General features: G+C 74.5%; 14 protein-coding genes. 5 read left to right on the forward strand and 9 right to left on the reverse strand.

The window, feature by feature from the left end; translation table 11 throughout:
• Nucleotides 1-32 precede the first annotated feature (32 nt).
• The 3 genes from ACZ56B_RS10065 to ACZ56B_RS10075 all read left to right on the forward strand — a co-directional run bounded on the left by ACZ56B_RS10065 (nt 33) and on the right by ACZ56B_RS10075 (nt 3373).
• Nucleotides 33-1118, forward strand: a complete 1086-nt coding sequence (locus ACZ56B_RS10065) for a GNAT family N-acetyltransferase (RefSeq protein WP_468788180.1) — start codon at nt 33-35, stop codon at nt 1116-1118.
• 24 nt (nt 1119-1142) lie between these two features.
• Nucleotides 1143-2522, forward strand: coding sequence for a glycosyltransferase family 2 protein (locus ACZ56B_RS10070; RefSeq protein WP_468788386.1), 1380 nt, complete (start codon nt 1143-1145; stop codon nt 2520-2522).
• Nucleotides 2523-2617: 95 nt separating this feature from the next.
• Nucleotides 2618-3373: a polysaccharide deacetylase family protein gene (locus tag ACZ56B_RS10075; RefSeq protein ID WP_468788388.1), complete on the forward strand. Its 756-nt coding sequence runs from the start codon at nt 2618-2620 to the stop codon at nt 3371-3373.
• Between the two features lie 102 nt (nt 3374-3475).
• Here ACZ56B_RS10075 and ACZ56B_RS10080 read toward each other — a convergent pair whose 3' ends face one another.
• From ACZ56B_RS10080 to ACZ56B_RS10100, 5 genes are all read right to left on the reverse strand, one after another.
• Nucleotides 3476-4564, reverse strand: coding sequence for a glycosyl hydrolase (locus tag ACZ56B_RS10080; RefSeq protein ID WP_468788182.1), 1089 nt, complete (start codon nt 4562-4564; stop codon nt 3476-3478).
• Entirely contained in the window at nt 4561-4995 is a 435-nt protein-coding gene (locus ACZ56B_RS10085) for a hypothetical protein (RefSeq protein ID WP_468788184.1), read from the reverse strand. Before ACZ56B_RS10085 ends, ACZ56B_RS10080 begins: the two co-directional genes overlap by 4 nt.
• A complete protein-coding gene (locus ACZ56B_RS10090) occupies nt 4992-6836 on the reverse strand; it encodes a glycosyltransferase (protein ID WP_468788186.1) in 1845 nt (614 codons plus the stop codon). The genes ACZ56B_RS10085 and ACZ56B_RS10090 overlap by 4 nt, the downstream gene beginning before the upstream one ends.
• Before the next feature lie 157 nt (nt 6837-6993).
• Nucleotides 6994-9351 (reverse strand): lipopolysaccharide biosynthesis protein, encoded by a 2358-nt coding sequence (locus ACZ56B_RS10095; RefSeq protein WP_468788188.1) that lies wholly within the window; start codon nt 9349-9351, stop codon nt 6994-6996.
• Nucleotides 9344-10600 (reverse strand): DegT/DnrJ/EryC1/StrS family aminotransferase, encoded by a 1257-nt coding sequence (locus ACZ56B_RS10100; RefSeq protein ID WP_468788190.1) that lies wholly within the window; start codon nt 10598-10600, stop codon nt 9344-9346. The genes ACZ56B_RS10095 and ACZ56B_RS10100 overlap by 8 nt, the downstream gene beginning before the upstream one ends.
• A 305-nt stretch (nt 10601-10905) precedes the next feature.
• Between ACZ56B_RS10100 and fahA the strand changes: the two genes are divergently transcribed.
• A complete protein-coding gene (fahA, locus tag ACZ56B_RS10105; RefSeq protein WP_468788192.1) occupies nt 10906-12120 on the forward strand; it encodes a fumarylacetoacetase in 1215 nt (404 codons plus the stop codon).
• 221 nt (nt 12121-12341) lie between these two features.
• A complete protein-coding gene (locus ACZ56B_RS10110) occupies nt 12342-13280 on the forward strand; it encodes a M56 family metallopeptidase (protein WP_468788194.1) in 939 nt (312 codons plus the stop codon).
• A gap of 15 nt (nt 13281-13295) precedes the next feature.
• Here the strand turns inward: ACZ56B_RS10110 and recQ are convergent, their stop codons facing one another.
• The 4 genes from recQ to nuoL form a co-directional block, all read right to left on the reverse strand.
• Nucleotides 13296-15287: a DNA helicase RecQ gene (gene recQ / locus ACZ56B_RS10115; protein WP_468788196.1), complete on the reverse strand. Its 1992-nt coding sequence runs from the start codon at nt 15285-15287 to the stop codon at nt 13296-13298.
• A gap of 116 nt (nt 15288-15403) precedes the next feature.
• A complete protein-coding gene (gene nuoN / locus ACZ56B_RS10120) occupies nt 15404-17053 on the reverse strand; it encodes an NADH-quinone oxidoreductase subunit NuoN (RefSeq protein ID WP_468788198.1) in 1650 nt (549 codons plus the stop codon).
• Complete coding sequence (locus ACZ56B_RS10125; RefSeq protein ID WP_468788200.1) at nt 17050-18621, reverse strand: NADH-quinone oxidoreductase subunit M; 1572 nt, start codon at nt 18619-18621, stop codon at nt 17050-17052. Before ACZ56B_RS10125 ends, nuoN begins: the two co-directional genes overlap by 4 nt.
• A gap of 5 nt (nt 18622-18626) precedes the next feature.
• Nucleotides 18627-20600, reverse strand: a complete 1974-nt coding sequence (gene nuoL, locus ACZ56B_RS10130) for an NADH-quinone oxidoreductase subunit L (protein WP_468788202.1) — start codon at nt 20598-20600, stop codon at nt 18627-18629.
• Nucleotides 20601-20614 lie beyond the last annotated feature (14 nt).

A 20614-nucleotide genomic window follows, 5' to 3' on the forward strand; every position in this document is an offset into this window, starting at 1 on the left:
GGTGTCCGGGGGGGACTTGATCGGGGGGTCAGGTGAGCAGTGGACGCGTGCGCGTGCTGGGGCCCGAGGAGCTCGGCGAGGGGGAGCGGGAGCGCTGGCGGGAACTGCGCGCCGCGGCGGACGCGCCGCGCAGCCCCTTCATGGAACCGGAGTTCACCGTCGCCGTGGGCCGGGTGCGGCCCCGGGCCGGGGTCGCGGTGCTGTACCACGGGGCGGAACCGGCGGGTTTCCTGCCGTACGAGCGGGGGCCGCTGGGACAGGGCCGGGCGATCGGGCTCGGGGTGTCGGACTGCCAGGGCGCGGTCCTCGCTCCCGGCCACGGCCTGGAGGCGGGCGCACTGCTGCGGGCCTGCTCGGTGTCGAGCTTCGCCTTCGACAACCTGGAGGCCGGCCAGGAGCTGTTCGTGCCGTACGCGGCCGAGGAGCACGCCACCTACGTCATCGACGTGGGGAAGGGCTACGGGACCTACGAGTCGGTGCTGCGCGGCCGGTCGCCGAAGTTCCTGAGGACCACCCTCGCCAAGGAGCGCAGGCTCGGCCGCCAGGTGGGGCCCGTGCGGTTCGTCTTCGACGAGCGCGACCCGGCCGCCCTGCGGACGCTGATGGCCTGGAAGTCGGCGCAGTACCGCAGGACCGGGCGGCGGGACCGGTTCGCGCGGGAGTGGATCTCCCGGCTCGTGGGCCGCCTCGCCGGGACCCGGGCCCCGCAGTGCACGGGCACGCTGTCGGTCCTGTACGCCGGCGGCCGTCCCGTCGCCGCGCACTTCGGCCTGCGCTCGGCCTCCGTGCTGGCCTGCTGGTTCCCGGCGTACGACCCGGAGTTCGCGAAGTACTCGCCCGGACTGGTGCTGCACCTGCGGATGGCCGAGGCCGCGGCGGCCGAGGGCGTCGGCCTGCTCGACCTGGGGCGCGGCCCGGCCGCGTACAAGGACTCGCTGAGGACCGGCGGACTCGCCGTCCACGAGGGGGTGGCCACGCGTCCGGGGGCGGGTGCCGCACTGTACCGGCTGAGCCGCGAGCCCGCGCGCCGCGCGCACGGCTTCGTCCGCGACCGCCCGCGCCTCGCGTCGCTGGCGTCGCGGGCCCTGAAGGGCGCGGCACGGCTGCGCCGGGTGTGAGGAGGGGGAGGACCCGTGTTCCGCATGTTCCGGGGAACAGGTGCGCAGGCGCGTGCGCGGGAGGAGATACGGCGGTTCCTGGCCATCGGCGCGGTGCAGGTCGCCGAACTGGACCTGGCCGGCGGCGAGGCCGCCCTCAGACCCGGGCCGGGCAGTCCCCCGGTGACCCACGGCGAGGTGTTCCTCCTGGTCAGACGGGAGGGCCGGCCGGTGGGCACCCTGCTGGCGCGGGTGCCGGAGGGGGCGGACCCGAAGACGGTGCTGACGGAGGCGGCCCGGGGCACGGCGGACGGTGCGCGCGGGCGGGACCTGCCCGCCGGGACGCCGCCGTCCACCGGTGTCGTGGTGGCCACCCGGGAGCGGGCCGGGCAGCTCGCCCGCGCGCTGGACTCGCTCCTCGCCCAGGACCACCCGGACTTCGAGATCGTCGTCGTCGACAACGCGCCCGTCACGGACGCGACGCGCGAGCTGGTGGAGCGCACGTACGCGGAGCGCGTGCGGTACGTGTGCGAGCCGGTCCCCGGGCTGGCGGTCGCGCACAACAGGGGGCTCGCCGCCGTCCGGGGCGAGGTGGTCGCGTTCACCGACGACGACGTGGTCGCCGATCCCCGCTGGCTCACCGAGCTGACCGCGCCCTTCGCCGCCGACCCCCGGCTCGGCTGCGCCACCGGCCTCATCCTGCCCGCCCGGCTGCGCACCCCGGCCCAGGTCCTGCTGGAGAGCCACGGCGGCTTCGCCAAGGGCTTCACGCCGACGACGTACGACCCCGCGGACCCGCCCCGCGACGAGCCGCTGTTCCCCTTCACCGCGGGCCGGTTCGGCTCCGGCGCGAACATGGCCTTCCGGGCGGACGTGCTGCGCGGCGTCGGCGGTTTCGACCCGGCCACCGGCGCGGGAACGCCCGCCCGGGGCGGCGACGACCTCTACGGGTTCGTGCGCGTCCTCGCCGAGGGGCACCGGCTGCACTACACCCCGCACGCGCTGGTCTGGCACCACCACCGGGAGACCTGGGCCGACCTGGAGACCCAGGCCCACGGCTACGGCGCCGGCCTCACCGCCTACCTCACCGCCGTCCTGGTCGACCGCCCCGCCCTGCTGCCGGCCTTCCTCGCCCGGCTGCCGCGCGGACTGGCCCGTGCCCGCGCCCTGACGGCCGTGCGCGAGACGGACGGGGGCGGCACCCCGGGCGCCCACGGCGCCCGCACCCATCCGTGGCCGCGCCGGCTGTCCCGGCTGCAGCGCAGGGGGATGGCGTACGGGCCGGTCGGCTACCTGCGGGCGCGGCGGGCACTGCGGGCGCCGCGGGACGTTCCGGGGACCCCGGCGACTCCGGGGGCCCCCGGGATTCCGGGGGCTCCGGCGACTCCGGGGACTCCGGGGACTCCGGGGAGGGGGACGGGATGACCACGCCGTCACAGGGACCGGTGCCGGGCGGAGCGCGGCCCGGCGCGGAGCGGACCGGGAACGCGGCCGTCCCGGTGTTCCTCTACCACGCCGTGATGGAGGAACCACCGGACTGGATCGCCGAGTTCACCGTCACGCCCCGTCAGTTCGCGGACCACCTCGACGCCGTCGTGGACAGCGGGCGCACGCCCGTCACCATCAGCGCCCTCGCCGACCACCTCGCCGGGCGCGCGCCCCTGCCGCCCCGGCCGGTGCTGCTCACCTTCGACGACGGCTTCGCCGACCTGCCCGGCCCCACCGCCGAGGCCCTGGCCGAGCGCGCGCTGCCGGCCACCGCGTACCTCACCACCGGCGCCATCACCCCGGGCGGCCGCAGCCTGCTGCCGCCCGCCCCGATGATGACCCTGGACCGGGTGGCCGAGCTGGAACGTTCCGGCATGGAGATCGGCAGCCACACCGTCACCCACGCCCAGCTGGACACGCTGACCGCCGGGCGGCTGCGCGCCGAACTGGCCGACTCCAAGGCCGTGCTGGAGGACGCCCTCGGCCACCCCGTCCCCCACCTCGCCTACCCGCACGGCTACAACAGCCCCCGGGTACGGGCCATGGCCGCCCGCGCCGGGTACGAGACCGCGACCGCCGTCCGGCACGCGCTCAGCTCGGACCGGGACGAGCGCTACCGCATCGCCCGCCTCATCGTCCGCCGCGGCCACACCGTCGCGGACGTGCGGAACTGGCTCGCGGGCGCCGGCGCGCGGGTCGCCCCGTACCGCGACGGCCCGAAGACGGTCGCCTGGCGCTGGTACCGCCGGGCCCGGGCCGCCGTCAACGGGCCGGAGTTCGCGGGGTGACCGGACGCGGCCCCGCGGCGTGACGCGGCCCCGGGCGTGACCGGGACCCGTGCCGCGGCCGGACCGGGCGGGCGGCTCGGGTGAACGGGGCGTCCCGGGCGCCTACTCCCGCGGCTGGTTCAGGTACGGGTCGGACACCGCCTCGCGCAGGCTCGCCCACGCCGCCCCGTTCGCCAGGGCGAGGTCGCAGTGCGGTCCGGGGTCGCGGTGGTTCCACTGGAGCGCGGCCTTGACCCCCTCCAGGTCCTTCAGCACCCCCGGCACCCGCGCGTACCACTCGGCCTGCCGCTCCGGGCGCCCCGCGTCGGCCGCCGTCCCGAACTCGGAGAGCATCAGCGGCTTGTCGCCGGAGATGTTCTTCCGGATCCAGCGGTGCGTCGCCCGCTGGGTCTGCGCGAAGGTGAGCCAGTCCGCGTCGTGGCACCGGTAGTAGTTGTACTGGTTGTAGCCGATCCAGTCGACGTACGCGTCCCCGGGGTACATCCGCTCGAACAGGCCGGTGTGGCCCAGGTACCCGGTGATGATCCAGGTCCACACCACGTTGTCGACGCCCAGCTCCCGGAACCGGTCGTGGATGTGCCGGTGGGCCTCCACGTACTCCGCCGGTGTGCCGTTGTCCGGGGTGCGCGTGTCCATCTCCAGGTCGAAGGAGAGGAAGACCTTCTTCCCGGTGCGCTCCCCGTACTCCTTGATGCGCCGTGCCTGGACGTCGATGACGGACGCGTCCAGTTCACCGGCCGCGATCTCCTTCCACGTCGGCTGCTGCCCCTTCGTGCCGCCCCACCACTTGCTCTCCCAGGACAGCAGCAGCATGCGGTCCTCACCGACGCGCTGCTCCTCCGGGGTGAGCAACTGCCCCTCCCTGCGGGCACCTTCGGGAACGGACATGTCGTGGTACGTGTAGACGACGTCGAGCCTGCGGCCCACGCGCCTCTCGTAGGCCTCCACCTTCTCCTCCAGGTCGGCCCGCTCGTGCGGGACGAACGCGCCGAACCAGGCGCCGCAGGGCGGTTCGAGCAGGGCGGTGGGCCGGCACTCCCCGCCCGTCGCGGAGGGCTGCGGGCCGGACGCGTCCCGCAGGGCGAGCGCGGCGACCAGGACGGCGCCGGCGACCGCGGCGGACGTGACCAGCAGCCGGCGGGTGCCGGTGCGCGGGCCGGTGTCACGGCGAAAGGGACGGGTGAGCCTCACGGAGCGGAACCCTTCTGTGTCCTCGGCGTCGGCGGGGAGGCGCCGCGCAGCCGCGGGCAGAACGCGGCGAGCGTGGTCAGCAGCGTCAGGACCAGCAGCGTCCTCGGTGCGCTGAAGGTGCGGGTGGCGATCAGCAGCGTCGCGACGGTCATCGTCGCGCCGGTGCTGAGCAGGACGGCCAGCATCAGGCGTTCCAGCAGGTCGGACCGGCGGGCGAAGTCGGGGTCGCGCCGCTCGACCGGCCCCCGCGCGGGTCTGGCGCGCAGCGCCGGGCCGCAGAGGCCGACCAGCGCCGCGCCGGGGCCCACCGCCAGGAACACGACGACCGCCGCGCCGCGCACCGGTGATCCGCCGGGCAGGGCCAGCGCGGCGAGCGCCAGCCAGCCGCCGAACGGCGGAAGCATCCGCACCACGAGTTCCTGCGGGGTCATCGCTCCGTCCCCTCCTCGGTCCTCAGTTCGTAGACCGCTCCGGCGTCGTTCTCCGCCACCGGCCGGAAGAGCGGGGAGCGCGCGACGGACTCCCGGACGCGGTCCAGCTGGGCCCCGGTGAGCCGTCCGTTCATCTCGGAGTCGGCCCACTGGCCCCGGGTCAGCAGGAGGTAGGCCCGGCCCGGGGGCTCCACCCCGGCCATGTCGCGGGCGAGGGTGGCGGCCGGGTCCCGCACGATCTCGTCGACGTGGCGCCGGTCGTCCTCGAGGAACCAGTAGTGGTCGACGGTCCCGTACGAGGCGTAGGCCAGCGGGTAGTTGCGGTTGGCGGCGACGACCGTCGAGCCCTCGGCGGCCCGGTCGAAGAGCTGCCGCACCAGGGCGACCTCCTGCGGCGGGAAGTAGTTGATCCGGTCCTTGCCCGAGTAGCTCGGCACGAAGGCCAGCGTCGCGGCGAGGAGGACGAGCAGCGGGACCCCGGCGCGCAGGCCCCCGCGGACCGCGGGGAGCGCCGGGCGCCGCCCGGTGGCCGCCGCGGCGCCCGTGCCCGTCCCGCGCGCCTCGGCGGCCCGGGCCTCGGCGGTGAGCGTGCGCACCTCGGGCAGCAGCGCGGCGGCGGCGAAGAAGGCGGCCCCGGGCAGCAGGAACAGCAGCACCCGGAAGATCATCTCGCTGCCGTAGCTGCTCGCCACGAGCATCGGCAGCGGGGCCGCCGCGACCAGCAGCAGGGGCATCGCCCGGTGCCGCAGCACGCGCTGGCGCACCACCCCCGCCACCGCCAGCAGCAGGACCGAGCCGGACAGCAGCCGGGCCGCCCACGAGGTCGCCACCGCGCCCGTACCGGTCGGGGTGGTGCCGTACCCGGTGGCGACATTGCCGCTGACGTCGCCCACGGAGCGGATCATGTCCGGCAGCGCGGCGGACAGGAAGGGCAGCGCCGCCGTCAGGCACCAGGCCAGGAAGATCGCGACGGTGGTGACGACCGGGATCCGGTCCCGGTGGCGGCGGACCAGGCACAGGGCGAGCAGCGAGACGACCAGCATGCCGGGGGTGAGCTGGTGCGAGATGACGATCGCCACCACCAGCGCGCCGACCACCGCCGTCCACACGGCCTGCCCCCGCCGTCCCGGGGCCTCGCCGGAGCGCCCGTACCGGCGCAGGACGACGGCCAGCACCCCGAGGTGCAGCGCGAAGGCCACGGACTGGGGCGAGAAGTAGTCCTGGCCCACCCAGTTGGCGGCGTAGAAGAGCCAGACCGCGGTCCAGATCAGCCGGCGGTCCTCGGTGAAGGTGCGGTAGACCAGCAGCAGCGGGAGCAGCAGCATCAGGCTGGAGACCAGCGGCCACCAGGCCATGTACATCGCCGCCGACTCCACGCCCAGCAGCCGCACCAGCGCGGCCTGGGCGGCGAAGAAGCCGGGCCACTGGTCGTACACCGCCATGTCGCCGATCCGGTCGGCGGTCTGGAGTCCGCCGGCCGTCAGCAGGTGCTCGACGACGCCGTCGTGCTTCCACGCCCAGGCGTACAGCGGGGTCGGGTAGAGCACCGCCTGCGTGGCCCGCTCCATCAGCAGCAGGCCGAGCACGTACGCCGCCGGCCAGCCGCCGGGCCGGCGCGGGTCGCGGACCGTGGACCAGAAACCGGCGGTGAGGACGACGAGGCCGGCCCAGAAGGCCGGGTGCAGCGCGGTGACGAGTCCGAAGTCGTCGAGCCGCGACACATCGGTGTGCCGCACCGCGTACCCCCACAGGGCGAGCGCGGCGAGCAGCGGGACCGCGGGCCGGACGGCGCGGCCCCGGTGCCCGCGCCGGACGGGCGGGAGGTCGGAGAGGTCCGTCACGGGCTCGGGGGAGGAACCGGGCGCCCCCGGCGCGGTTCCACCGGGAGGGGCCGGGGGCGGCGTGCTCTCCGGCGCGGGCTCGGGCACGGATCTCTCCCGTGGAGTGGTCGGCGGACGCACGGTGGTTCCCCCCTGGCGGTTCGGCTCCGAAGCTTGATCAGTCCCTGGCCCGGCCGTCCGGCCGTCCGCGGCGGTACGGCGCCACCGCCGACGCGGCACGGCCCGGCGGCGCGAGCAGGGCGAGCGGGACGAGCACGGTGAGGACGACGAGCAGCAGGGGGGCGACCGGCGCGAGCGCGTCCCGCCACACCCAGCCGGCCACCGCGACGAGGTATAGGACCCCCCAGCGCCCCGGCCACGACAGCCGCCCGCCCGCCTGCGCGAGCAGCAGCCACAGGGGGACGAGGCACAGCAACTGGCAGACCGGCGGCCCCCAGCGCAGCAGCGGGCCGGGCCCGTCGAGGCCGGCCGCGTCCGCGAGGAAACCGGCCGTCCCCGAGTACAGCGCCCCGCCGACCGCCCTCGGTTCCCAGCCGAGGAGGGCGGGCGCGGCGTGCAGCGCGGCCAGGCCGGACCCCAGCGCCGCACCGGGCAGCCAGGGGTCGGGCCGGGCGCACAGCGTCACCGCGGCGGCGAAGACGAGGAGGAGCGCGCCCCCCGCCGCGAGCGCCGTGAGCGGCAGCCCTTCCAGCAGCTGGCGGCCGGTGAACCGGTCGCCGCGGGGCCCGCCGGGCCGGGGCAGGTCGCGCACCGACGCCCAGAGGACGAGGCCGGCGAGGCCGAGCAGGGCCCACAGGCCGCCCCTCAGCCACCGTTCCGCCGCGCCGTCGGACGGCGCCGGGGAGGCGGGGGCCGGCTCGTCCGCGGGGACGTGCGCCCGCCCCTCCCGGGGCGTGCTGCTCGCCTCCGCCGGCCCCCGCGCCTCCCCCGGGTGCCCGGCCGGCGGGGCGGGCGGCGGGTGCGTCGGCTCCGGCGGATGCGGCCGCGCGATGAGCGCCAGCGTGTCCGCCTGGAAGGCCTCCCGTTCGTACCCGGGGCTGCCGATGAACAGCGTGACCGTGTCCTCGTCGCCGGCCGCGTCGGCGTCCCCGTCCCGGTACGCCGCCCGGCGCGCCCAGCTCGTGCCGTACCCGGCGGTGGCGTTCAGCCGCGCCCAGCGGGTGCCGTAGGCCGGGGCGGGGGCCCGGGCGGCCGGCGGGGCGCCGTGGCCGCGCAGCGCCGCGCGCAGTCCGGCCACCGAGACGGCCGCGACCAGTGTCATGCCGATCAGCACCGCCCACCCGGCGCCCGCGATCCCCGCCGGGGTGAACAGCACGGCCGCGCTGCCCAGGACCAGGACGCACATGGCGCCCTGGAGCGCGGCGAGCACACCGGTGCGCCCCTGCACCCGCAGCACCCCGATGTACAGCTCCACGACCACCCTGGGCAGCGCCCCGAGCGCGAGCAGCCTGAGCACGGCCGAGCCGTGCTCGGCGTAGTCCGGGCTGAACGGGGTGAGGATCTGCGGCGCGAAGACCACCAGCACCAGCACCACCGGCACCAGCAGCAGCGTCATCCGGCGCAGCGCCCCGCGCACCCCGTCCGCGAGCTGGCGCGGGTCGTGCGAGGCGTGGGCGGTGAGCGACGAGGCCATGTTGATGGCCATGAACTCCATCGTGCCGCCGACGGTGTACGCCACGTAGAAGTAGCCGTTCTCCGCGGCGCTGAAGCGGACCGCGACCATCACCGGCAGCAGGTTGATCATCGCCAGGCTGAACAGCGCCCCGAGCGAGTCCCCGGCCAGGAAGCGGCCCATGACCCGCAGCCGCGGCGGTTCCACGTCCCGGTCGGCGGCCGCCTGGCGCGGGATGAGCCGGCAAAAGACCAGCCAGCCGAGCGGCAGGGTGGAGAACGCGATGGCCACGGCCCAGGACACGAAGATGCCGAGCACGGGCAGCGCGCCCGCGAGGACGGCCAGCAGGACCAGCTTCCCGACGGAGAACACGGCGTTCCCGGCCGGCACCCAGGCGGCCTTGCGCAGCCCCGTCAGCACCCCGTCCTGCAGCGTGAGCAGCGCCCAGGCCACGCACGCGGCGACGAACAGCGCCCCCGCCGCCGGGGTGCCGAGGGGCGCGTACGACGCGCCCCACCGGTCGAGCGTGAGCAGGAAGACACCGGCCGCCAGGGCGACGACCAGCGAACTCGTCCCGTACACGCCCCACACCAGACGCCCGGTCTCGCGGCCGGCGCGCGGGACGAAGCGGACCACGGCGCCGATCATCGTGGTCGCGGTGATGCCGGCGAGCAGGCGCATGGCGGCGATCGCGGCGGACCCCTGGCCGACGGCGTCCTCGGAGTAGTAGCGCGCCGCCACGAGCCAGAAGCCCAGTCCCAGGACGGCGGACACGCCGGTGCTGAGCATCAGGAAGTAGGCGTTCTTGAACAGGGAGTCGGAGGCGGGTCCGCTTCCGGCGGGCCCGGTCCCGCCGCCGGATCCGCGCACCGCGGCGGGCTCGTGCACCCGGGTGTCAGCCACCGGACGGCACCGGTCCTCCCGCCGCTCCCCGCCGCGCCGGCGCCCGCGGCGGCTCCGCGGGCCGCACGCCGGACCGTTCCAGCGCCTCGACGGCCTCCCGGGCCCGCAGCGGGTCCACGGGCAGCGCGTGCCGCGCGAACCAGCGGGCCGCCTCCGGCGCGGGCGAGGGGTCCGTGAACGCCGCGCCCGCGTAGTCGTCCAGCGGCGGGTCGTAGAGGTAGCCGACGACGATGCCGCGCCGCGCCAGCGCCGCCCCCGCCGCGTCCCGGTCCTCCACCAGCAGCGGCACCCGGAACAGCGGCTGCACCGCGCTCCCCTCGCGCGGCCGGGCCCACCGCGTCGACAGCAGCAGCCGCGTGCCCGCCCGGGAGGCCTCCAGCACCTCGTCCAGCCGTTCGAGCCCGCGGCGGACGCGCCGCAGGCGCAGCGGGCCGGACCGCAGGCGGTAGTCGTGCATGTCGACGCGCACCCACGGGTCGTACGCGGCCAGGTCCGGGGCCGATCCGGCGGCGCGGGCCAGCGCGTCCGGGCGCAGGGGCATCCTGATCCCGTCGCGCTCCGTCAGGCCCAGCAGCCCGAGCGCGGCCCGGGCGGCCCGCCGCAGCCCGAGGCCCCGCACGGCGGCCTCCGCGTACGGCCGCAGGGCGTGGGCGAGTTCGGACGCCGCGCGGCTCGGGGCGAGCAGTTCGTCACCGGCCTTCCGCAGCACCTCGCGCAGGCCCGGGTCGGCGAACGCGAGCACGCCCCCCGCCCGGGCCCCGGCGTGCTTGGAGAGGCTGAAAACGGACGCGTCCCCCCAGGCCCCGACCGGCCGCCCGCCGACCTCGCTGCCGATGGCGTGCGCCCCGTCCTCGAACAGCGGGATGCCCAACGCGTCGCAGCGCTCCCGCAGTTCCGGCGCGGGATCGGGGTTGCCGTACAGGTTGGTGGTGAGCACGGCGGAGAGCGAACCCCACACCTCCCGCGGCACGGCCCCGGCGTCGATGGACGCGTCGAGCGGGGTCAACGGCGCCTGCACCGGCCGCAGTCCGGCCGCCAGCACGACGAAGAAGATGACGTCGTCGTTGACCGGCGACATCAGCACCCGGCCGCCCGGCGGGCACCAGTGGCGCAGCGCCACGTACAGCCCCAGCCTGCACGACGGCAGGTACACGCATTCCCGGCCGAGCCGGCCGCGCATGGTCTCCTCCAGCCGTCTCGGCTGCGAGCCGGAGCGCGCCGAACCCGGGCCGGCCTCCCCCACGGCCATCCGCCCCCCTACGCACCGTCGGAAGACCCCCTCCCCGAGGCCTTCCGGCACCCGCCCAGAGTCGCCCCGTTCGCACCGCTCCGTCAAGATTGCGTCCCGTCCCGTGGATGACTTCCGGTACGCGGGGGGAAGCCGGTGCCCGAACACTTCCGGAGCGCGCGCACCGGGCCCACCTGCCCCTTCCGCCCCCGCACCACCGTGCGTGCTCTGCCCAAGACCGCCGTGTCACCCGTAACGTGTGGCACGGCCACGAACACGTGGAGCACCTGCGAGCACCTGCGCACACGAAAGAGAGGCAGCACCCGATGCCCCCCTTCGACGTCCCCGAGGGCGACCCCTTCGGCCCGCACAACCTGCCGTACGGCGTGTTCTCGCCTCCCGGCTCGTCGGAGCGGACCGTGGGCGTCCGGCTCGGCGACCACGTCCTCGACGCCGGTGCGGCGGCCCGCGCGCTCGGCTCCCCCTACGCCTCCCTGCTCGCCCGCCCGACCCTGAACCCGCTGCTGGCGGCGGGCCGTACGGCCTGGTCGGACGTGCGGCGGGCGCTCACCGCGTGGGTGACCGTCCCGGCGCACCGGGAGACCGTCGAGCCCCTGTTCCACCCGCTGTCCGAGGTGACCCTGCACCTCCCCTTCGAGGTCGCGGACTACGTCGACTTCTACGCCTCCGAGCACCACGCCCGGAACGTCGGCCGGATCTTCCGCCCCGACGCCGCCGATTCCCTGACCCCCAACTGGAAGCACCTGCCGATCGGTTACCACGGCCGCTCCGGCACGGTCGTGGTGTCCGGCACCGACGTCGTGCGTCCCTCGGGCCAGCGCAAGGCGCCCGCGGACCCCGCCCCGGTCTTCGGCCCGTCGGTCCGGCTGGACATCGAGGCCGAGGTCGGCTTCGTGGTCGGCGTGCCGTCCGAGCGGGGCCGGCCGGTGCCGCTCGGCGGCTTCCGCGACCACGTCTTCGGCCTCTGCCTCCTCAACGACTGGTCCGCACGCGACATCCAGGCCTGGGAGTACGTCCCCCTCGGCCCGTTCCTGGGGAAGTCCTTCGCCACCTCGGTGTCGGCCTGGATCACCCCGCTGGACGCCCTGGAGGAGGCCCGCACGGCGCCGCCGGAGCGCACCCACGCGCTGCTGCCGTACCTGGACGACGGCGACGAGGAGCCCGGCGGCTACGACCTGCGGATCTCCGTGGCCGTCAACGGCCACGTCGTCTCCGAGCCGCCCTTCTCCACCATGTACTGGACGGCCGCCCAGCAGCTCGCCCACCTGACCGTCAACGGCGCGTCCCTGCGCACCGGCGACCTGTACGGCTCCGGCACGGTGAGCGGCCCCGCCGAGCGGGAACGCGGCTCGCTCCTCGAACTGACCTGGAACGGCCGCGACCCCCTCGAACTCCCCGACGGCAAGCGGACGTTCCTGGAGGACGGCGACGTGGTGACCCTGTCGGCCTGGGCGCCGGGCCCGGACGGCGTCCGCGTGGGCCTCGGCGAGGTCACGGGGCGGGTGGTCCCCGCGGTCTGACCGGCCCGGCGGGAACCACGGCCGCGGCGGACACCCGGATCCCGCCCACCCGCTGACTCGCACCGCCCTTCGCCGTCATACTGGGCGTCGGGCGGTGTGCGCGGCGCACGCGCGCTCCGCCGTTCCCGCCTCACGCACGCCCCGTGCACCCCCGCACACCCCCTGTGCGACCCCGCACGACCCGAAGCCGCCCTCTTCCGACAGGATCCGGAGTCCGTGGCATGACCGTCTGCCTGCTCCTGCTGAGCGTCGTCGCCGTGACGGCCGCCGTGCCCGTCCCCCGGGCACTGACCCGGTCGAAGTGGCCGGAGCGGGAACCGGTGGTCGCCCTGTGGGTGTGGCAGTGCCTGGTCGCCACCGTCCTGCTGTGCTGCGTGACGGCTCTCGCCCTGGGCGCCGCGGCCGTCTTCGGCACCGTCCGCGCCCAGCTCTTCGCCCCGGCCCCGCCCGCGGTGACCGCCGCGTACGACCTGTCCGCCGCGCCGCCCTGGGCCACCGTCCTCACCGTGCTGCTGGCCTGCGGGGCCGCCTGGACGACGGCCATGCTCGGGCGCGAGCTGGCCGAGGCCCGCCGGCGGCGCGCCCGGGCCCGGGCCCACCTGCGCGAACGCGCCCCCGATCTGCCGGCCGGCCTCCCCGCGGCCCGCGGCCCCCTGCTGGTCCTGGAGGACGAGTACCCGGACGCCTGGTGGATGCCGGGCCACCCGCCCCAGCTGATCGTCACCACCGGCGCCCTGCACCGCCTCACCGACCACCAGCTCGACGCCGTCCTCACCCACGAGCGGGGCCACGCCCGCGCCCGTCACGACTGGCTGCTGCACCTCTCCACGGCCCTGGCCACCGGATTCCCCCGCGTGCCGCTGTTCGCCCACTTCTGCGACCAGACCCACCGCCTGGTCGAACTGGCCGCCGACGACACGGCCTCCCGCCGCTGCGGCCACCTGACCACGGCCCTGGCCCTGATCGAACTCAACCAGCACCGCGGCGTCCTGTCCTGCGGCTCCGGCCGCCGTCTGCTCGGCGAGCGCGTCGACCGCCTCCTGGCGCCCCCGCCCCGCCTCGGCCGCCGCGACCGCGCCCTGACGACGACCGCGGCGGCGCTGGTGCCGCTGCTGCCCCTGCTGATCACCTTCGCGCCGGGGCTGACGGCGCTGCCGTGACCGGGGGCGAAGCGCCTACGCCCAGTCCGGTTCGGGCTCCGGTTCCTCCTCGGGCTCCGGTTCCCCCGGGCCCGGCTCCGGTTCCGGTCCGGCCGCGCCTCCCCCCGCCCCGCCGGGCGGACCGCCCAGCTCCTCCAGCACCGCCACCACGCCCTCCCCGTACGTGGCCAGCTTCTTCTCCCCCACTCCGCTGATCCCGCCGAGTTCGGCCACCGAGGCGGGCCAGACCGTGACGATCTCCCTGAGCGTGGCGTCGTGGAAGATGACGTACGCCGGGACGCCCTGCTCGCGGGCCTGTTCGGCACGCCAGGCGCGCAGGGCCTCGAAGGCCGGCAGCAGTGCCTCGGGCAGTTCGGCGGCGGCGGCCTTGGTCTTGCGCTCGCCCCGCCCCGGGCCCGACGCCCCCGACCCGCCCGGCCGGGAGACCGCCTGCTTCTTCGGCTCCTTGCGCAGGGGCACCTCCCGCTCCCGCCGCAGGACCGCCCCACTGGCCTCGGTGAGCACCAGCGTGCCGTACTCGCCCTCGACCGCGAGCAGTCCCTGGGCGAGCAACTGCCGGACGACTCCGCGCCATTCGGCCTCGGTCAGCTCCTCACCGATCCCGAACACGGAGAGCTGGTCGTGGTCGAACTGGATGACCTTGGCCGTGCGCCGTCCCAGCAGGATGTCCACGATCTGGCCCGCGCCGAACTTCTGCCCGCGTTCCCGCTGCAGCCGCACCACCGTGGACAGCACCTTCTGCGCCGCCACGGTCCCGTCCCAGGTCTCCGGCGGGGCGAGGCAGGTGTCGCAGTTGCCGCAGCCCGCCGGGTCGGGCTCCTGGCCGAAGTAGGCGAGGAGCTGCCCGCGCCGGCACCGGACCGTCTCGCACAGGGCGAGCATCGCGTCCAGGTGCTGGTGCGCCCGCCGCCGGAAGGACTCGTCGCCCTCGCCGGACTGGATCAGCTTGCGCTGCTGGACGACGTCGTTGAGCCCGTACGCCATCCAGGCCGTGGACGGCAGCCCGTCGCGGCCCGCGCGGCCCGTCTCCTGGTAGTAGCCCTCGACCGACTTGGGGAGGTCCAGGTGGGCGACGAACCGGACGTCCGGCTTGTCGATCCCCATCCCGAACGCGATGGTCGCCACCACGACCAGGCCGTCCTCCCGCAGGAACCGCGCCTGGTGCTCGGCCCGCGTCCCCGCGTCGAGGCCCGCGTGGTACGGCACCGCCTCGATGCCGTTGCGGGTGAGGAACTCGGCGGTCTTCTCGACGGAGTTGCGCGACAGGCAGTACACGATGCCCGCGTCCCCGGCGTGCTCCTCCCGCAGGAAGGCCAGCAGCTGCTTCTTCGGGTCCGCCTTCGGCACGACCCGGTACTGGATGTTGGGGCGGTCGAAGCTCGCCACGAAGTGACGGGCCGCCGGCATGTGCAGCCGCTCGGTGATCTCCCGGTGCGTGGCGTGCGTGGCCGTCGCCGTGAGCGCGATCCGGGGCACGTCCGGCCAGCGCTCGCCGAGCAGCGACAGCGCGAGGTAGTCGGGCCGGAAGTCGTGCCCCCACTGGGAGACGCAGTGCGCCTCGTCGATCGCGAAGACGGAGATCTTGCCGCGCGAGAGCAGGTCCAGGGTGCCCTCCAGCCGCAGCCGCTCCGGCGCGAGGTACAGCAGGTCCAGCTCACCGGCGAGGAACTCCGCCTCGACCGTGCGCCGCTCGTCGAAGTCCTGCGTGGAGTTCACGAACCCGGCCCGCACGCCCAGCGCCCGCAGCGCGTCCACCTGGTCCTGCATCAGCGCGATGAGCGGGGAGACGACCACTCCCGTCCCCGGCCTGACCAGGGCCGGGATCTGGTAGCACAGCGACTTGCCGCCCCCGGTCGGCATGAGCACGACCGCGTCCCCGCCCGCGACCACGTGCTCGATGACCGCTTCCTGCTCCCCGCGGAAGGCCTCGTACCCGAACACCCGGTGCAGCGCGGCCCGCGCCTCTTCCCGCGTCACTGTCATACCGTCACTACCGTCCGTCACCATGCTCCCCCCGTGAGCCGTCCCTCGACCACTGCCTCCACGATAGGGGGCCGTACCGACAGCCCCGGGAGTCGTCCACAGGCGCGGTCCGCCCCCGCCGTCCGCGGGCGGGCGCGTCGTCAGCGCACGAACACCCCCGCGTCGCCCGCCAGCTCCAGGAAGTACTGCGGTGCCACGCCGAGCACCACCGTGACCGCCACGCCCACCCCGATCGCCGTCATCGTCAGCGGTGACGGCACCGCGACGGTCGGGCCCTCGGGGCGCGGCTCGCTGAAGAACATCAGCACGATGACGCGGATGTAGAAGAACGCCGCGATGGCCGAGGAGAGCACGCCCACCACGACCAGCGGGACCGCCCCGCCCTCCGCCGCCGCCTTGAACACGGCGAACTTCCCGGCGAAGCCGGAGGTCAGCGGAATGCCCGCGAAGGCCAGCAGGAACACCGCGAACACCGCCGCCACCAGCGGGGAGCGGCGGCCCAGCCCCGCCCACTTGGACAGGTGCGTCGCCTCGCCGCCGGCGTCCCGGACCAGGGTGACCACCGCGAACGCGCCGACCGTCACGAACGAGTACGCCGCCAGGTAGAACAGGACGGACGACACACCGCTCGGCGTGGCCGCGATGACACCGGCGAGGATGAAGCCCGCGTGCGCGATCGACGAGTACGCCAGCAGCCGCTTGATGTCGGTCTGCGTGATCGCGACGATCGCGCCGCCCACCATGGTGACGATCGCGACGGCCCACATCACCGGCCGCCAGTCCCAGCGCAGGCCCGGCAGCACGACGTACAGCACCCGCAGCAGCGCGCCGAAGGCCGCCACCTTGGTCGCCGCCGCCATGAAACCGGTCACCGGCGTGGGCGCGCCCTGGTACACGTCCGGCGTCCACATGTGGAAGGGCACGGCGCCGACCTTGAACAGCAGGCCCATCACCAGCAGCGCGGCGCCCACCAGCAGCAGCGCGTCGTTGCCCATGGTGTCGGCGAGCGCCGGGGTGACGTCCTGCACCGTGCCGTCGACGACCTGGGCGATCGTCGCGTACGACATCGACCCCGCGTAGCCGTACAGCAGCGCGATGCCGAACAGCATGAACGCGGAGGCGAACGCGCCGAGCAGGAAGTACTTGACCGCCGCCTCCTGCGACATCAGCCGCTTGCGGCGGGCCAGCGCGCACAGCAGGTACAGCGGGAGCGAGAAGACCTCGAGCGCCACGAAGAGCGTCAGCAGGTCGTTGGCCGCCGGGAAGACCAGCATGCCGGCGACCGCGAAGAGCAGCAGCGGGAACACCTCGGTGGTGGTGAACCCGGCCCGGACCGCCTTCTTCTCGCTGTCGCTGCCCGGCACGGCGGCGGCCTGCGCGGCGAAGGAGTCGACCCGGTTGCCGTGCGCCGCCGGGTCGAGCCGGCGCTCGGCGAAGGTGAACAGGCCGACCAGGGCCGTCAGCAGGATCGTGCCCTGCAGGAACAGGGCCGGGCCGTCGACGGCGAGGGCCCCCATCGCCGCGATGCCCGCCTCGGTGGTGGCGTGACCGCCCGCCGCGAGCGCGACGATCGCGGCGAAGGCGGCGACCAGGGCGATCACGGAGAGGAACACCTGCGCGGGGTAGCGGGACCTGCGCGGGACGAACGCCTCGATCAGCATGCCGACGATCGCCGCGCCGACGACGATCAGGACGGGGGCGAGCTGCCCGTACTCGATCTTCGGCGCGTCGATCTTCGAGATCGGGTCGGCCGCCGTTGTCCACAGGCTGTGGACGGCTGGTGCACTCATTTGGCCGCCTCCACCTCGGGCCGGGGGTCCTTCTTCTGTACGTCGGACATGGTGTGCTTCACCGCCGGGTTCACGACGTCCGTGACGGGCTTCGGGTAGACGCCCAGGAGGACCAGCAGCACGACCAGCGGCGCCACCACCGCGATCTCCCGCACCCGCAGGTCGGGCAGCGCGGCCACCTCGGGCTTCACCGGGCCCGTCATCGTCCGCTGGTAGAGGACGAGGACGTAGAGCGCGGCGAGGACGATGCCGAGGGTGGCGACGATCCCGATCACCGGGTAGCGCGTGAACGTGCCGACCAGCACCAGGAACTCGCTGACGAAGGGCGCGAGCCCCGGCAGCGAGAGGGTCGCCAGGCCGCCGATCAGGAAGGTGCCGGCGAGCACCGGGGCGACCTTCTGCACCCCGCCGTAGTCGGCGATGAGCCGCGAGCCGCGCCGCGAGATCAGGAAGCCGGCGATCAGCATCAGCACGGCGGTCGAGATGCCGTGGTTGACCATGTAGAGCGTCGCGCCGGACTGGCCCTGGCTGGTCATCGCGAAGATGCCCATGACGATGAAGCCGAAGTGCGAGATCGACGCGTACGCGATCAGCCGCTTGATGTCGCGCTGGCCGACCGCGAGCAGCGCCCCGTAGATGATGCTGACGACCGCCAGGACGAGGATCACCGGCGTCGCCCACGTGCTGGCCTCCGGGAACAGTCCGAGGCAGAAGCGCAGCATCGCGAAGGTGCCCACCTTGTCGACGACCGCCGTGATGAGCACGGCCACCGGGGCGGTGGACTCCTGCATGGCGTTGGGCAGCCAGGTGTGCAGCGGCCACAGCGGCGCCTTCACCGCGAAGGCGAAGAAGAAGCCGAGGAACAGCCAGCGCTCGGTGCTCTGCGCCATCTCCAGCGAGCCGTCGGCCCGCGCCGCGGCGATCTCGGTGAGCGAGAAGTTGCCGGCCACCACGTACAGCCCGATCACCGCGGCCAGCATCACCAGACCGCCGGCGAGGTTGTAGAGCAGGAACTTCACGGCCGCGTACGACCGCTGGGTGGCCGCCGCCTTCTCGCCGTGCTCGTGGGCCCGGTCCCCGAAGCCCCCGATGAGGAAGTACATCGGGATCAGCATGGCTTCGAAGAAGATGTAGAAGAGGAAGACGTCGGTGGCCTCGAAGGAGAGGATCACCATCGCCTCGACGGCCAGGATCAGGGCGAAGAAGCCCTGCGTCGGCCGCCAGCGCTTGCTGCCCGTTTCCACGGGGTCGGCGTCGTGCCAGCCCGCGAGGACGATGAACGGGATCAGCAGGGCGGTCAGCGCGATCAGCGCCACCGCGATGCCGTCCACGCCCAGTTCGTAGCGCACCCCGAAGTCCGCGATCCAGGCGTGGGACTCGGTGAGCTGGTAGCGGTCGCCGTCCGGGTCGAAGCGCACCAGGACGACGATCGCGAGCACCAGCGTGGCCAGCGAGAAGAGCAGGGCCAGCCACTTGGCGGCCGTGCGCCGGGCGGCCGGTACGGCGGCCGTGGCGATCGCCCCGACGGCCGGGAGCGCCGCCGTGGCTGTCAGCAGGGGAAAGGACATCGGTATCAGACCGCCCTCATCAGCAGGGTCGCGGCGACCAGGACCGCCGCGCCGCCGAACATCGAGACCGCGTAGGACCGCGCGAAGCCGTTCTGCAGCCTGCGCATCCGCCCGGACAGGCCGCCGAACGAGGCCGCCGTCCCGTTGACGACCCCGTCGACCAGGGTGTGGTCGACGTAGACCAGCGAGCGCGTGAGGTGCTCGCCGCCGCGCACCAGGACCACGTGGTTGAAGTCGTCCTGGAGCAGGTCGCGCCGGGCGGCCCGGGTGAGCAGCGACCCGCGCGGGGCGACGGCCGGGACCGGGCGGCGCCCGTACTGGGCCCAGGCGACCGCCACGCCGATCACCATCACCGCGACCGTGGAGAGCGTCACCGTCAGGGCGCTGACCGGCGGGTGGCCGTGTTCGTACCCGGTGACCGGCTCCAGCCAGTTCACGAAGCGGTCCCCGATGCTGAAGAACGCGCCGCCGAACACCGAACCGACCGCCAGCACGATCATCGGGACCGTCATGCTCCCCGGCGACTCGTGCGGGCGCGGCGGGGTGTACGCGCCGCGCGTCTCGGCGGCGGGCTCCACACCGGGCGCGGCCGGGGACGGCGTCGGGGCGTCGCGCCAGCGCTCCTCGCCGAAGAACGTCATCAGCATCACGCGCGTCATGTAGTACGCGGTGACGGCCGCGCCCAGCAGGGCGCAGGCGCCGAGGATCCAGCCCTCGGTGCCCCCCTTGGCGAACGCCGACTCGATGATCTTGTCCTTGGAGAAGAAGCCGGACAGCCCCGGGAAACCGATGATCGCGAGGTAGCCGAGACCGAAGGTGACGAACGTGACCGGCATGTACTTCCTGAGGCCGCCGTAGCGCCGCATGTCGACCTCGTCGTTCATGCCGTGCATGACCGAACCGGCGCCGAGGAACAGCCCGGCCTTGAAGAAGCCGTGCGTCACCAGGTGCATGATCGCGAAGACGTAGCCGATCGGGCCGAGGCCCGCGGCCAGCACCATGTAGCCGATCTGCGACATGGTCGAGCCGGCCAGCGCCTTCTTGATGTCGTCCTTCGCGCAACCGACGATCGCACCGAACAGCAGCGTGACCGCGCCGACGATGGTGACGACGAGCTGGGCGTCCGGGGCGCCGTTGAAGATCGCCCCGGAGCGGACGACGAGGTACACGCCCGCCGTCACCATGGTGGCCGCGTGGATCAGGGCCGAGACCGGGGTCGGGCCCTCCATCGCGTCCCCGAGCCAGGACTGCAGCGGCACCTGGGCGGACTTGCCGCAGGCGGCGAGCAGCAGCAGCAGGGCGATCGCGGTGAGCTTGTCCTCACCGGCGGCCCCCGCGAGACCCGCCTCCCCCTGGGTGCCGAGCACCGGCCCGAAGGCGAAGGTGCCGAACCACAGGAACATCAGCATGATCGCGATCGACAGGCCCATGTCGCCGACCCGGTTGACCAGGAAGGCCTTCTTCGCGGCCGTCGCGGCGCTGGGCTTGTGCTGCCAGAAGCCGATCAGCAGGTAGGAGGCGAGGCCGACGCCCTCCCAGCCGAAGTACAGCAGCAGGTAGTTGTCGGCGAGGACGAGCAGCAGCATCGCCGCGAGGAACAGGTTGAGGTAGCCGAAGAAGCGGCGGCGCCGCTCGTCGTGCTCCATGTACCCGATCGAGTACAGGTGGATCAGCGAGCCGACACCGGTGATCAGCAGGACGAACGTCATCGACAGCTGGTCGAGCCGGAAGGCGACGTCGGCCTGGAACCCCTCCACCGGGATCCAGCTGAACAGGTGCTGCGTGAGGGTGCGGTCCTCGGCGCCCCTGCCCAGCAGGTCGGTGAAGAGCACCAGGCCGAGCGCGAAGGAGACGGCGGCGAGGGCCGTGCCGATCCAGTGGCCGACGGCGTCCAGCCGGCGTCCGCCGCACAACAGGACCACCGCTCCGAGCAGGGGCGCCGCCACCAGCAGCGCGATCAGATTCTCTGCGTTAGTCACGGTTCTAGCGACCT

It is taken from the genome of Streptomyces sp. NPDC034670 (genome assembly GCF_055574875.1).

Excerpts from the sequence above, each read along its gene's own strand:
- ACZ56B_RS10070 (WP_468788386.1), top strand. The coding sequence starts at position 1,143 with ATGTTCCGGGGAACAGGTGCGCAGGCGCGTGCGCGGGAGGAGATACGG.
- ACZ56B_RS10075 (WP_468788388.1), top strand. The coding sequence starts at position 2,618 with ATGGAGGAACCACCGGACTGGATCGCCGAGTTCACCGTCACGCCCCGT.
- ACZ56B_RS10085 (WP_468788184.1), bottom strand. The coding sequence starts at position 4,995 with ATGACCCCGCAGGAACTCGTGGTGCGGATGCTTCCGCCGTTCGGCGGC.
- ACZ56B_RS10100 (WP_468788190.1), bottom strand. The coding sequence starts at position 10,600 with ATGGCCGTGGGGGAGGCCGGCCCGGGTTCGGCGCGCTCCGGCTCGCAG.
- fahA (WP_468788192.1), top strand. The coding sequence starts at position 10,906 with ATGCCCCCCTTCGACGTCCCCGAGGGCGACCCCTTCGGCCCGCACAAC.
- ACZ56B_RS10110 (WP_468788194.1), top strand. The coding sequence starts at position 12,342 with ATGACCGTCTGCCTGCTCCTGCTGAGCGTCGTCGCCGTGACGGCCGCC.
- recQ (WP_468788196.1), bottom strand. The coding sequence starts at position 15,287 with ATGGTGACGGACGGTAGTGACGGTATGACAGTGACGCGGGAAGAGGCG.
- nuoN (WP_468788198.1), bottom strand. The coding sequence starts at position 17,053 with ATGAGTGCACCAGCCGTCCACAGCCTGTGGACAACGGCGGCCGACCCG.
- ACZ56B_RS10125 (WP_468788200.1), bottom strand. The coding sequence starts at position 18,621 with ATGTCCTTTCCCCTGCTGACAGCCACGGCGGCGCTCCCGGCCGTCGGG.